Here is a 12,864-nt window from a genome sequence, read left to right as displayed (position 1 = left end):
TTAGTATCGACCAAACTTTTGATATTTCTAAATAATGTTGATACCTGTCAGAGAGCTAGAAAGCTAGATTACTTTTTTACGCCTTCAACGTGTAGTTCCATGTCTGCATAGCTTGAAGCGCCCATTACTGGAATGTTGAAGTCAGCAAGTTCTAGACGAGTTGTACCCACGAAACCAGCACGCTCACCGCCCCAAGGGTCTTGACCAGCACCGATGAATTCAGCTTCGATAACGATTGGCTTAGTTACGCCGTGAAGCTTAAGGTCACCCATTACTTCAAGTTTGCCGTTGCCTTTATCAACCACTTTTGTGCTGTTGAAAGTAGCGTCAGAGAATTTACCTGCATCAATGAAGTCAGAGCTACGGATGTGCTTGTCACGCTCTGCGTGGTTTGAATCAAGGCTTGTTGTATCAATAGTTACGTTTACTTTTGATGCTTCAACGTTGCTTTCATCAAATGAGAAATCACCTGAGAATGTGTTAAAACGGCCTTGGATAAAGCTATAACCTAGGTGGCTAACTTTAAAGTTAACTGAAGCATGCGCACCTTTTGTATCAATCACGTAATCAGCGGCGTTCGCAGCGAAAGGCATTGCCATAGCAAATGCTAATCCTGTAGCGATAATTGACTTTTTCATTTTGAAGCTCCTATCATTTTTCGTAGCGTATCGTCTTTGTCGATAACGTGGTGTTTTATCGCCGCTAAGGCGTGCACTGATGCCATAATGATCAGTACCCATGCAGCATAGTAGTGAACCGTACCTGCGAGATCAGATTGGTTTGCAAACAGTTCGCCCATACTTGGTACAGTGAACCAATTGAATACCTCTATCCCGCGGCCATCTGATGTCGAAATCAAATAACCTGAAATAAACAAAACCGCTAAGTTGATGTACATGAAGCCGTGAGCGATCTTCGCTGCTGCAACTTCATAGCTTTTACCTTCCACTTTAGGTGACGCGGTAACTAGTTTCCAGACCAAGCGGATAACGGTAACGGCAGCCAAAAGAATGCCTACCGAGCGGTGATAGTCTGGCGCTGTTTTGTACCACTCGCTGTAGTATGAAAGATCAACCATCCACAGGCCTACACCAAATAAGCCAAATACCGCGAGAGCTGAAATCCAATGCATTGCTCTTGCTAAGGGATTGTAATTTTTAACGTTGTTGTCCATGCATCTGTTCCGAATGTTAACGAGTCGTGTAATTTTGAAAAGCGTACCCTACACTAAGTTTGTGTAACATATTATTTACCAAGCTTTACATTAGTTACATCATTTCAAATTAAACAAGTTATTCAAAATTTTTGAACAAGTTGCTTTATTGACAAATTTCTTTGTCGAACAATCGCTTGCTGTGTCTATATTTCAACGATTTGTTCAATTTCATAGAGCTCATCTGAGATATCTAACATTTTTCGTTCCATGACTTTCTGAGCATCTTCTATCCCCTTGTTGTAGTAAACCGCACCAAACTTTTTACTAATGAAGTCGACCAAGAATTCCGTGTCGAACTGACCAAGATCTACATCGAGTTCATCTTGCAGGTACTTTTGTAATGTATGAGTGAGCTCAGACTTTTGTTTCGAATCTAATTGAATGGTCATGAATGTTTCCAAATAAAGAGTAAGTAGATCAATTGTGATTTGCTGACTAGACTATAGTCGAGGTAACTAGCTAGAATTCCTCATAATTTAGAATACAGACCTGTAGAGCGCCAGTGCTATCCATAAAATCACTCAGCAATGGTTAATTTTGATAGAGAGATCAAGAACTCGCACTTTGACGATAGGTAACGGAACCGCAATTACCGTACTATTGCCCATCAATAAGATAGTAGCTGTGTATAAGGGACTTCATTGTTATTAGATCTAGTGATTAAAAGCGTTAATCAATTTCAAGACGATTGCCTAAAGCTCTGTGAACGCCACTACCCTACGGTGCACAATCAAGGGATCAGTGAGCACCATATAGGAAAGGCATTTGCTCGCCGAATGGAGCACACCTTCGTTAGCTTTAATCATGCAAGCAACATCAGCCCACTTGAAATGCTTTCTTCTGGCGAAACGCCTCGACACTTCCGAATATCTTCCGAAATTGGTACCGTTTGGATGATCAGTCATCATATGGTGAGCGCCGGGAAAACCTGTCGTAGAAAGTTAATGTTGGACATCCATAATTGGCAACAAGAGTATGGATTTTCCATTCAACCCAATGACGTTTTGATCATTGTCTCCGACCATTGGATTAGCCGAAGTAAAAACAGTGGTGAATTATTGCATTGGTGGATGGGTGAACTCCCAGACGAGATCACGGAATATAGCCAACAAGGTATCACGCTAAGAGAGAGTGATTCTCAATTCGCTACTGACTTAAATAATAATTTTAAAATCAGCCCTTGCTTCATTAAATTTGGACACCCTTTAAAGCGGTCAGGAAATCAACAACTGGTTCGTAAATACCTGCAACTTTACGCAGTACTTCAATGGCAGTAAGAATACGGGTCAACTTTTTCAATCAGTTTTGAAAGTACATTGTTAGACCTCTATCCCAATATTTTATAAAACACACATCAAGCCCTGCCCAATAATCAATCAAAGTTTATCTTCGATATAATAATAACTTATCAGATCATCATTCATATTTTGAGAAGTAGATATCATTTATATGCAAACGGAGCTGCTTGTTGATATTGCAACTTTGACATTCCCCCATAACCTGGGGCTTTGTCCTTACTTTCACCTGGTGTATTGGCGTTGAAAGCTTATATTGATTGGTGTTGATATGAGATAGATTACTCAGAGATTAAATTCACAATAGTCATTATTAATGGTGAATGATAAGTAATTTTAATGACTAATATCAATTATCATGCTGTTTTTTCGTTAATTATATTTATTTAAATATTGACTCTACAAATGAGTTTTTATTAATTGACAATTTACTTACACCTGTCAATATTGTGACAGCCGCGACATGTACGTCCGCCATTGAATAAGCCCTCTTTACTAGCGACTATGATTTTATCAGACAGAAGTGAATTTATTAGCTGTATATCCGTAGATGCTGATATGCAGTTTATTGCGAAATACCAAGACCTGACGCTTAGAAGCGTCTATCAACCTATATTCGACTCTTCTATGACTCAAATAGGTGTTGAGGCTTTGGTGCGCATTTCAAATAACAAAGGTGATATTGTTCGTCCTGATCACTTCTTCCATTCCGACGAAACCTCAAGCACAGACAAAATCAATGTAGAGAGGTTGAGTCGAGCGATTCATATCCGTAACTTCGCACAATCGACAATCCGTCATTTACATCTATTTTTGAACGTTCTTCCAAACGTTGGTGAGTTGTTTGCTGCAGAAAAGGTCAGCGATAGCTTGTTAGCTAAACGCCTTCACGAGCTTAATCTTTCATGCGAACAGATAGTGATGGAGTTGGTAGAGTTGAATGCAGAAAGTGAAGAGCGCTTGAAAGATGCCGCTCTTTCTCTTGCGGATAATGGCTTTCAAATAGCGGTCGATGATTTTGGAACACAAGCATCAACCGAACAACGCGTTCGTCACATTAACCCTCATATCATCAAGATAGACCGCTCGGTTATGTTGGACTTTGAACAAGGCGACACTCGAGGAATGGAGTTAGTGCTTGATCTTGCAAACCAAATTGGCGCAAAGACAGTGATTGAAGGCATAGAAACCCAACAACAACTCCAAGCGATGCAGAGCTTAGGCTTCAATATGTATCAAGGCTATCACTTAGCCATGCCAAAGCCGATTGAATTAGACATACGCCTAGCAATCTAGAATTGCCCTATCCTTCTCAAAGCCGCTTGACCATTGAGTAGCGGATTTTTTAATGCTTGCCTATTCGTACCCTCATACCGCTCTCACGTGTCAACACATTTCAGGACGGGACAACACGCATAAAAAACCCAGTCAAATTTGACTGGGCTGGCTTAAAAGAATCTGTTTTATATCATTCCCTAATAACCCGCAGTGGACGGTTTGATTCTATATAAAATAGCGAACATCACCGGTACTACTATTAGCGTTAGTACGGTAGCAAAGCCTAAGCCTGCCATGATGGTAATCGCCATCGAGCCGAAAAATGCATCGAATACCAAAGGAATCATACCCAAGATAGTCGTTAATGCTGCCATAGATACCGGGCGTACACGACTAATCGCACTGTCGACAACCGCTAAATATGGGTCTTTACCTGTTGATAGCTCACTGTTGATTTGGTCAAGCAGTACAATGCCGTTCTTCAAAATCATGCCGCTTAGACTCAATAAGCCAAGGAACGCTGTGAAGCTGAATGGCATATTGGTACCTAACAGACCAATTGAAACACCAATGATAGAGAGTGGAACCGTAAACCAAATCACAAGCGGCTTACGAACCGAGTTAAACAGAAGCATCGTGATGATAAACATCAGCAAGTAACCCATTGGCAGTGAGCCAAACAGAGATTCTTGCGCATCTTTAGAGCTTTCGTACTCACCACCCCAGCTAATGCTGTAGCCTTCTGGTAAATCTAATGCTTCTACCTTTGGTTTCACACGAGCAAACAGACTCGCTGGCGTTTCATCACCAAGAACATCGTGGTCAGCCAATACTGTTAGCGTACGTTTTCTGTCGCGACGCTGAATCAGTGGCTCAGACCATTGAAGCTCTACGCCATCAATCACTTGCTCAACTGGGATGTAAGTTTGTAGTGATGGGCTCCAAATCTTCACATTGTTTAGCGATTCGAAATCAAAACGCTCTTCTTCCGGTAAACGCGCCACGATAGGTAACATATGAGTACCATCACGCAGTAGGCCGATGTTGTAACCGCCAAACGCCATCTGTAATGTCTCAGACAAGTCAGTTTTTGAAATGCCTAGGCGACGAGCCTTAGATTCGTTGAACAGTGGTACAAGTTCTTTAGTGCGTTCACGCCAGTCATGACGAACATTTCGAGAGCCTGGATCGGCAAGCAAGATGTCTTCGACTTCAACTGCAATGTTACGCAGTACTTGTGGATCGGCACCGATAATACGCGCTTCAATTTTTGAAGCGGGTGACGGACCAAACTCAATCAACTTGAACTGGAACGTTGGTTGCTCAAATTCGTTCGCTAAGTCTTTGTCTAGCGCCGCTAGAGCCTTAAACATAGTGTCGCGGTCAGTGGTTCTTACTTGTAACTGGGCGTACGCTTCGTAGCTTTTCTCTGGTTGGTAAGTCAGTGCGAAACGTTGCATGCCCTGCCCAACCGTTGTCGTTACAAACTCCACGTCGTCTTGCTGGCGAATGTAGCTTTCAACTTTTTCTGTCTGCTTGATCGTTTCACGAACATCGGTGCCTTCTGGCATCCACATGTCTACGTAAAACATTGGGGTATTTGACGGCGGGAAGAACTGCTGCTTCACCATACCAAAACCGACGACAGAAACTGCTAATAGAGCAATCATGCTCACTACCGTTAACCATCTGAAGCGCAATGCAAATTTCAGAGAAGCGCCGAATACAACAAACAGAATGCCTTTGTATGGGTCTTCGTTCGCATCAACCTTGTCTTCTGCTTTCAGCATCATTTCTGCAAGGAACGGAGTCAGTGTGAGTGCCGTAACCCAGCTTAAGAACAATGAGAAACACAGTACCCAGAACAGTGAACCCATGAACTCGCCTGTTGCGTCTTTCGACAAACCGATCGGCGCAAAGGCTGTGATAGCGATGATGGTCGCGCCTAATAGTGGCCATTGTGTTTGTGTCACGATGTCTTTTGCTGCTTGAAGTTTGGTCTTACCTTTCTTCAAGCCCACCAAAATACCTTCAACGACAACAATCGCATTATCCACCAGCATACCCAGCGCGATGATCAGTGCCCCCAGAGAGATGCGGTGCAGTTCAACATCGTTGTAATCCATCAGGATGAAGGTACCGAATACCGTCAATAGAAGAACCAAACCGATGATCAAACCACTGCGTAAGCCCATTGCGAACAACAATACAATGATAACGATGGCTACCGCTTCAACTAGGCTGATTAAGAAGTCAGCCACAGATTTGTCTACTTCTTGCGCTTGGTTGTAGAAGTAATTCAGTTCTACACCCGCTGGCTTAATGCTTTCTAGGCGATCCAGTTCCGCATCCAGTGCTTTACCAATCTCAACCACGTTTACGCCTGATGAGAAAGCAATACCTAAGTTGATTGCAGGTTTACCGTTGTACGTTAATACATTACCCGGTTTTTCTTGAATACCACGAGTCACTTCAGCAACGTCTTTTAGACGAATTAGATTGCCAGTGTCACGACCATGAATGATTAGGTTTTCTAGTTCTTCAACCGTGCTTAATGTGCCGTTTGGCTTAATCGTTAGGCTTTGACCATTCAGCATCACCTCGCCTGCCGATACCACACTGTTTTGTTGTGCTAGCAATGCTGTCACCGTCGACATATCTAGGTTCAATGCGGCTAAGCGTTCCAGTGACATCTCAACAAACAGTTGTTCTTGTTGGTCACCTGCAATGCTAACTTTACCGACACCGTCAACCAGTTCGATTTCACGCGTTAGGTAATCTGCGTACTGTTTGAGCTCAACGTAATCGTAACCATCACCGGTCAGCATGATCATCACACCAAACACATCACCAAAATCATCGATGATCTGAACGGAATTTACACCACTTGGCAGTGTTGGTTGTAGATCGTTGATCTTACGGCGCATTTCATCCCAGATCTGAGGCAGCTCGTCTGGACCGTAGTCCATCTTCATACTGACCATAATTTGGGACATACCGTTCGATGATGTCGAGGTAATCTTGTCGATGTACGGAAGCTGTCTTATCTCTTTTTCTAGTGGGTAAGTCAGCTCTTCTTCAACTTCCATTGACGTAGCGCCAGGGTAAGTTGAAATAATCATTGCATCTTTAATGGTAAAAGCTGGGTCTTCTAAACGGGATAGATTACCAAAAGACGTCACACCGCCAATGGTCAAAATGACTAGAAACAGCCAGCTGATTACTTTGTTCTTTATTGAATATTCTGCGATGTTCATTCTGCTTTTCCTGACAATTGGATTCCGTCACGGAGTTTTCTTAAATTCGAATTTACGAGTAGCTCACCTTGCTCAACACCATGAGCGATGAGTGCGCCTTGGCCACTGATCTTGTCGACTTCTACTTCGCTTTTGAATGCTTGTCCGTCTTCCATTTTCCACACATAGAACTGATTCGCTTCAGAGCCCGCTTCTAGCGTTGTCATTGGTAATTGGTAGCCTTGAACATCGCTCAGGCCCGCTTTCGCCATATCTACATTGACCGTAACGCTCGTGCCTGGCAGGATTTCACTTTCAGGCTGCTGCATCTGCATCCAAAATTCGTAGGTACGGGATTGTGGGTGCAGTTCACTGGTGTGTTCTAGATACGTCAGTGGATATTGGCCTGTGTGACCGCCAAAGGTCGCCTCAGGACGATAGCTATTTGAACGCATGTCTGGGCTAATTGACGCCAAGATCGAATCTGATACTTGAATTCGCACATACACCTTGTCGTTCTGGTACACACTCAGTAGTGTTTCTCCAGGCGTCGTATTTTCGAATCGTTGCTTATCGACAGTTGAAACTGTTCCTGAGAACGGCGCTAAAAGTTCTGTGTAACTCAGCTTGCGTTTCGCCGCCGCCAAATTCGCCGATGCGAGCTTATAGTTAGCCGTCAGTTGGTCGTGTTCTGATTGCGATAACATTTCGCTGCCAAACATCTCCGTCCCACGGGCCAACTGTTTGCTTGCCAGTTTGAATTGAGATTGAGCATCAGTCAGATCTTGTACGTACGTTGCGTTATCTAAGGTGGCTAGTAACTGCCCTTTTTCGACATTGTCGCCCGCTTCTACTAATACTTGTTGAATCTCGCCTGCTAGCTTAAATGCCAAGGGAGTCAATTCAGCTGGCATCACCTGTCCATTAAAACTTCTGAACTGATTAGTAAGCGGTGCGCCAACTTCAAAGGTAGAAACCAACAAAGGTGGTTGTTCACGGTGTACAGCTTCATTGTTACAGGCTTGAAGTAACAGAACCGACGCGACAACAACTGATAATTTTGAAAGGTTCATTAAATACCGCCCTCACGAAGCCAAGCTTTTACTTGTTGTCCGTCTGATAACACATCCACACCCGCTTCAACGATAAGGTCACCAGACGACAATCCGTCGATAACCTTGCCTTGCTCATCAAGAAGGACTTGTACTTTAGAAATCAGTTGAGAGTCAGGGTTATAACGCCATAGTTCACCATGGCCTACGTCTTTGTTTAACCAAGCTGAATCCACAATACCAATGCCGTAGTCAGATTTACTTTTCTGAACTTCAACTTGCGCTGTCATACCAGAAAGTAGATTGATGCCTTCTGGCTTTTCGATAGACACAACCGCTTGGTAGCTGTTGGTATCTTCATCTGGTTGCGTTGAGATTTCTTTAAAGCGAGTCGGGATACGAATGCCGCGGTGGCTGTCCATCACAACCCACATGTTTGAGCTCGTTAGGTCTTGAATAGAACGGTCTTCAAGCTTTGATACTGGAATTGAAAACGTCACATCCATTTCACTGTGATTCAAAATATTCAGTACAGGCTGCTTTTCTGCGATCAATTGATATTGCTTTCCAAACACCATCGATACCACGCCATCGAATGGAGCAACTAAGGTAGTGTAGCCAAGGTTTGTTTTTGCTTGGTCCAACTCAACTTCAGCGGCAGTAAAGGTGTTTACGGCTTGGTCGTAGTAATCGGTACTGACCAGTTTTTTCGCATACAACTCAGAAGCTTGTTTGTATTGGCTGTTCGCCAGATCAAATTTAGCTTGGGCTGCGTCAACGGCAATACGGTAATCCGTCGCGTCTAATACGGCTAATACCTGACCTTTCTTCACTTCTTGTCCCATACGAACATCGAAGGTTTCTATATCTCCACCCACTTGGAAAGAAAGTGCCGCACGGTCGGTTGCATCAACCTTTGCAATGAAGCTATCGAGATCAATATCAGTCTGTTGTGGGATTTCGAACAGCTTGACTGGCTTGATTACCTGCACATTTTCCTCTGACTGAACTTTGTCACATCCAGTTAGAGAGCCTGCGAGCAATAGTGCTGCAATAACAGCTCCCATGCGCTTGCTCGATATGGCATTGATAGACAAATTGAACTGCATGATGCCTCTCCGTTTAATTATTATGATTTATTACACAGGTGGGCAGTATATTTAATATTAAATAATTCTCAAGCTTTACTTTCCACTTGTGCAGTATTTTTTATTTCAGTAAAAACAGTGTAGAATGTTGTAATCAGGTAATTATGTGAAATGAAGATGACCGAAAAGAAGCAAGGTAGAAGAAGTGCAAAAGACGCCGAAGAGACGCGTTTTTTGATCATGAGCGTTGCCGCAGACATGTTCTGTGACTTTGGCTACGATCGTGTATCACTGCGAAACATCAGTGAAAAGGCAGGCGTCTCGCATAGCCTTATCCGCCACCACTTTGGTAGCAAAGAAAAGATTTGGCATGCAATAAGTGATTGTTTACACGATTATTTTCAGTCTTACATCAGTAAGATTATGGAAGAGCTGCCAAAAGATGTTGCGCCAAATATCGCTATCTACCTGTTTAGCATGCGTCTGTTCACCAACATGATTCACTCACGTAGGCCAATGCAGCTTATTTCAGACTCTGTTCGCCAAGAAGACAACCTAGTTGATTACTTCATCGACAATGTCGGCGATGTTGAAAAAGAGATTAACGGGCTTGCCGCTGAGTACAATGCAGCTAACCCAGACAAAATGATCAACATTTACGAAGTTAAATGGCAAATGATCATGTACGCAAACGGCGCTGTATGCCTCACTCCCTTTATGGAAAGCACTTGGAATGAAGGCGATATGGTCACCTCTCCTGAAGATGTTCTACTTAAGCATTGGCAGCTTTTCAACACGCAGATGGTCAGCAAGTTCAATATTGATGAAGAGTGGGTTCTAAACCCAACCTCGATTGAAGAGCTGATTTATGAAGTGCCATGTGAATGGAAGTGTAACCAGGAACATAAAGCTTAATCGGGTTCATACCCATGATGAGCTTATAAGATACAAAAACGCGCCGTTACAGAAGTCACTGTAACGGCGCATTTTTATATGTATAGATCTTTAAACTGGAGCTTTGTCCAGCTTGTTAACGACGTGCTTTACCGCGGTTTTGGTGAATCTTAAGCTTCGCTTTCATCTTACGTTTTTCTGATGAACGGCTCTTGCTGCGACCACCACGATCGGGCGCTAGATCTTTTTCAAGGCTTGGTTCAAAGCCCTCTAGCCACTCTTGAGGCAAGCGAGTATCAAGTAATCGCTCAATATCACCCAATAGGTAAGCTTCATCCTGACTCATCAAAGAGATCGCTAAGCCGCTGTTACCCGCACGGCCAGTACGTCCGATGCGGTGAACATAATCTTCTGCTTTAAATGGCATGTCATAGTTCACAACTTGTTCTAGCTGCTGAATATCAATACCACGAGCTGCCACGTCGGTTGCGATCAACGCACGAACTTTGCCTGACTTGAAATCGTCTAGGGCTTTTTGACGCGCACCTTGGCTCTTATCGCCATTGATTGATGCCGCTTTAATGCCGTCTAACTTAAGCTCTTTAACGAGAGCATCAGTGCCCTGCTTAGTCTTTGTGAACACCAACACTTGTTGCCAGTTTTTTGAACCAATCAAATACGCTAATAGCTCACTTTTACGCGACTTATCTACCGGGTAAACCATCTGTGTTACGGTTTCAGCGGTGCTGTTTTTTGGCGTAACTTGGATTTCACTTGGCTTCTGCATCATACGGTGTGCAATCGCTTTGATTTTGTTATCAAACGTTGCAGAGAAGAACAGAGTTTGACGCACTTCGTTCATGCGAGAAAGAATACGCTTGATGTCAGGCATGAAGCCCATATCTAACATACGGTCAGCTTCATCCAGTACCAGTACTTCCGTTTGGCTCAACATGATGTTTCTAGTGAACATGTGATCAATAAGACGACCAGGCGTCGCGACAAGAATATCTGCGCCACCGCGTAAGTTATCAGTTTGCACCTTCATGCTAACGCCGCCGTAAGCCACCACGACTTTAATGTCGGTGCCCTTTGCGTAGCTAGTTAAGTTATCGAAAACCTGTTGTGCCAATTCACGAGTTGGCACTAATACAAGCGCACGAACGAGCTTAGGGTTCGGAATAACGTTGTCTTTTGTCTCGATTAATCTTTGAATAATCGGTAAACCAAACGCAGCCGTTTTACCTGTACCCGTTTGAGCACCAGCCAGTACATCTTTGCCTTCTAATACCAATGGAATTGCTTGTTCTTGAACACTGGTAGGAGCCGTAAAATTAAGCTCAGACAACGTGGCAAGAAGATGCTCAGATAATCCTAGTTGGTTAAAAGATTTTGTAGATTCAGACATAGTATGATGCTCAAAGATTAAATAGGCGCGGATTGTAGCAAACCTGCATTACGCTGTTTACCTTTCCTTTTGATTTTTCTTCATTTGAAGCGCATTAAACTGCTTAGCTTCCTCTAAAACGTTGGGATAAAGCTCATTAAAGTGACACTGCAACGTATCATAGTGACGTTCGAGGTCATCGTAACATGCCTCGAGCATACCGAGCTTAGGCCTTCTCAACGCCATTCGCTGCAACACCACCTCTATAGATGACATGTCTTGATAGCTCTCTAACCATCTATGCTCAGCCATTTTCTGATGAACCATAACGAAATTTTCAGGCCAGTGTGGCTCTTGATGTTCAAAGATCTGCTCATGGCTATCTAAACAAAAACGCTCTAATGTCTGCTGTGAAAACTGATCCCAATGATTGGCTAAGCAGTGATCCCAAAATACATCGAGTGCGATAGGCGCAAAGCGTCGTGTTTGGTCTGAGAAAAGTGATTTTGCAGAACGAGATACATCATGACGATCAGTATAGCTATCAACAAATCGATGAAGCCTAATACCGTCAGAAAGGGAATCAGAATAGTGTTTATTAGGGTCGCCTTTAACAAAATCACCTAACAGGTTACCTGCTAAGTTGCTGTTACAGTGCTTGGCGATGTGAAGGTGTGCGAGAAAGTTCATTGAACCTCATTAAAGTATCGAGAACTAAGTAACATGGTAAACGTACTCGTTTATCTTCGCGAACTTTAATGAGGATAGTTTTGGAATGACGTGTGAGCGAATACGATTTGCTCAGTTTAGAATTGTTTGCTTTGAGAAGCTTTAGCTAAGAAAACTTTTAGCTTTAAAACGTTTCAGTTGAAACTGAATTAAAGATCTTAAAAGCTTAGTTCGAAGACTTGAAAAGCTCTTCTGCTAACTGTTTCACTGTCTGTTCATAGTCAGACAAATCAATGCCAATTTCCATAGCATCTAACAACTCTAGACTTTCGTCATTATAAGATTGGTCACTCATTGTGCCCCCTCTATTCCTTGATGTGGACATGATGTCCGATTAACTAGTGCACCATCTTGGACTTATATTATGTCACTTTGATGAACGCACTCTACTCTACCCATTCCATATTCATAGCTTAAAGCTACTCGCGATCATTAACGCTTTTTTGCGCTAAAGGGGTATACGCGAACGACATATGTACTGCCACCTTACACCAAGTACAACAAATTACTCTATAAATTTTGAAACCGATCATGGTCAAACGTTTGCTTTGCTCATTTGAATGCTGACACGCCCCTTTGTGTAAATATTAATTTACAGTGGATGTTTTTAATTACAATAAGAATTGCATTTGGAATTAAACTCAATCAGAATACTTCAAAATCGAGATATTCTTTGGGTTTATGCGCTT

General features: G+C 42.9%; 12 protein-coding genes. 3 read left to right on the top strand and 9 right to left on the bottom strand.

All coding sequences use genetic code 11. The annotated features are described in order from the left end of the window. Positions 1 to 68: 68 nt before the first annotated feature. The 3 genes from AB4154_RS09285 to AB4154_RS09275 form a co-directional block, all read right to left on the bottom strand. Positions 69 to 638: a YceI family protein gene (locus AB4154_RS09285; protein ID WP_372122773.1), complete on the bottom strand. Its 570-nt coding sequence runs from the start codon at positions 636 to 638 to the stop codon at positions 69 to 71. Continuing rightward, a complete protein-coding gene (locus tag AB4154_RS09280; RefSeq protein ID WP_372122771.1) occupies positions 635 to 1,174 on the bottom strand; it encodes a cytochrome b in 540 nt (179 codons plus the stop codon). Before AB4154_RS09280 ends, AB4154_RS09285 begins: the two co-directional genes overlap by 4 nt. Positions 1,175 to 1,359: 185 nt before the next feature. Further along, a complete protein-coding gene (locus AB4154_RS09275; RefSeq protein ID WP_004730892.1) occupies positions 1,360 to 1,605 on the bottom strand; it encodes a DUF2164 domain-containing protein in 246 nt (81 codons plus the stop codon). 252 nt (positions 1,606 to 1,857) lie between these two features. On the opposite strand from AB4154_RS09275, the gene AB4154_RS09270 reads away from it, so the two are divergent. Then, positions 1,858 to 2,493: a hypothetical protein gene (locus tag AB4154_RS09270; protein WP_017069925.1), complete on the top strand. Its 636-nt coding sequence runs from the start codon at positions 1,858 to 1,860 to the stop codon at positions 2,491 to 2,493. Between the two features lie 576 nt (positions 2,494 to 3,069). Then, positions 3,070 to 3,807, top strand: a complete 738-nt coding sequence (locus tag AB4154_RS09265; RefSeq protein ID WP_372122769.1) for an EAL domain-containing protein — start codon at positions 3,070 to 3,072, stop codon at positions 3,805 to 3,807. A gap of 179 nt (positions 3,808 to 3,986) precedes the next feature. Here the strand turns inward: AB4154_RS09265 and AB4154_RS09260 are convergent, their stop codons facing one another. Genes AB4154_RS09260 through AB4154_RS09250 form a run of 3 tightly spaced genes read right to left on the bottom strand, consistent with a single transcriptional unit; the run spans position 3,987 to position 9,186 of the window. Next, the gene (locus AB4154_RS09260; RefSeq protein ID WP_372122767.1) at positions 3,987 to 7,046 is read right to left on the bottom strand and encodes an efflux RND transporter permease subunit; all 3,060 of its coding nucleotides are present in this window, start codon (positions 7,044 to 7,046) and stop codon (positions 3,987 to 3,989) included. Beyond that, a complete protein-coding gene (locus AB4154_RS09255) occupies positions 7,043 to 8,098 on the bottom strand; it encodes an efflux RND transporter periplasmic adaptor subunit (RefSeq protein WP_017065790.1) in 1,056 nt (351 codons plus the stop codon). Before AB4154_RS09255 ends, AB4154_RS09260 begins: the two co-directional genes overlap by 4 nt. After that, a complete protein-coding gene (locus AB4154_RS09250; protein ID WP_017064636.1) occupies positions 8,098 to 9,186 on the bottom strand; it encodes an efflux RND transporter periplasmic adaptor subunit in 1,089 nt (362 codons plus the stop codon). The genes AB4154_RS09255 and AB4154_RS09250 overlap by 1 nt, the downstream gene beginning before the upstream one ends. A 150-nt stretch (positions 9,187 to 9,336) precedes the next feature. Between AB4154_RS09250 and AB4154_RS09245 the strand changes: the two genes are divergently transcribed. After that, on the top strand, positions 9,337 to 10,080 hold the full coding sequence (locus tag AB4154_RS09245; RefSeq protein WP_017069888.1) for a TetR/AcrR family transcriptional regulator: 744 nt from the start codon (positions 9,337 to 9,339) through the stop codon (positions 10,078 to 10,080). 115 nt (positions 10,081 to 10,195) lie between these two features. On the opposite strand, the gene AB4154_RS09240 is transcribed toward AB4154_RS09245, so the two are convergent. From AB4154_RS09240 to AB4154_RS09230, 3 genes are all read right to left on the bottom strand, one after another. Then, complete coding sequence (locus AB4154_RS09240; RefSeq protein ID WP_017059829.1) at positions 10,196 to 11,467, bottom strand: DEAD/DEAH box helicase; 1,272 nt, start codon at positions 11,465 to 11,467, stop codon at positions 10,196 to 10,198. A 57-nt stretch (positions 11,468 to 11,524) separates the two neighbouring features. Continuing rightward, on the bottom strand, positions 11,525 to 12,136 hold the full coding sequence (locus AB4154_RS09235) for an ACP phosphodiesterase (protein WP_017059830.1): 612 nt from the start codon (positions 12,134 to 12,136) through the stop codon (positions 11,525 to 11,527). A 205-nt stretch (positions 12,137 to 12,341) separates the two neighbouring features. After that, positions 12,342 to 12,470: a hypothetical protein gene (locus AB4154_RS09230; RefSeq protein ID WP_017059831.1), complete on the bottom strand. Its 129-nt coding sequence runs from the start codon at positions 12,468 to 12,470 to the stop codon at positions 12,342 to 12,344. Positions 12,471 to 12,864: the final 394 nt, after the last annotated feature.

The organism is Vibrio sp. 10N.286.51.B11, from assembly GCF_041469245.1.
Classification (GTDB): Bacteria; Pseudomonadota; Gammaproteobacteria; order Enterobacterales; family Vibrionaceae; genus Vibrio; species Vibrio crassostreae_C.
The sequence above is the reverse complement of the archived record's forward strand: the minus strand, read 5'-3'. Positions and strand labels throughout refer to the sequence as shown.

Excerpts from the sequence above, each read along its gene's own strand:
- AB4154_RS09275 (WP_004730892.1), bottom strand. The coding sequence starts at position 1,605 with ATGACCATTCAATTAGATTCGAAACAAAAGTCTGAGCTCACTCATACA.
- AB4154_RS09245 (WP_017069888.1), top strand. The coding sequence starts at position 9,337 with ATGAAGATGACCGAAAAGAAGCAAGGTAGAAGAAGTGCAAAAGACGCC.
- AB4154_RS09255 (WP_017065790.1), bottom strand. The coding sequence starts at position 8,098 with ATGAACCTTTCAAAATTATCAGTTGTTGTCGCGTCGGTTCTGTTACTT.
- AB4154_RS09235 (WP_017059830.1), bottom strand. The coding sequence starts at position 12,136 with ATGAACTTTCTCGCACACCTTCACATCGCCAAGCACTGTAACAGCAAC.
- AB4154_RS09260 (WP_372122767.1), bottom strand. The coding sequence starts at position 7,046 with ATGAACATCGCAGAATATTCAATAAAGAACAAAGTAATCAGCTGGCTG.
- AB4154_RS09240 (WP_017059829.1), bottom strand. The coding sequence starts at position 11,467 with ATGTCTGAATCTACAAAATCTTTTAACCAACTAGGATTATCTGAGCAT.
- AB4154_RS09285 (WP_372122773.1), bottom strand. The coding sequence starts at position 638 with ATGAAAAAGTCAATTATCGCTACAGGATTAGCATTTGCTATGGCAATG.
- AB4154_RS09230 (WP_017059831.1), bottom strand. The coding sequence starts at position 12,470 with ATGAGTGACCAATCTTATAATGACGAAAGTCTAGAGTTGTTAGATGCT.
- AB4154_RS09265 (WP_372122769.1), top strand. The coding sequence starts at position 3,070 with ATGCAGTTTATTGCGAAATACCAAGACCTGACGCTTAGAAGCGTCTAT.
- AB4154_RS09250 (WP_017064636.1), bottom strand. The coding sequence starts at position 9,186 with ATGCAGTTCAATTTGTCTATCAATGCCATATCGAGCAAGCGCATGGGA.
- AB4154_RS09280 (WP_372122771.1), bottom strand. The coding sequence starts at position 1,174 with ATGGACAACAACGTTAAAAATTACAATCCCTTAGCAAGAGCAATGCAT.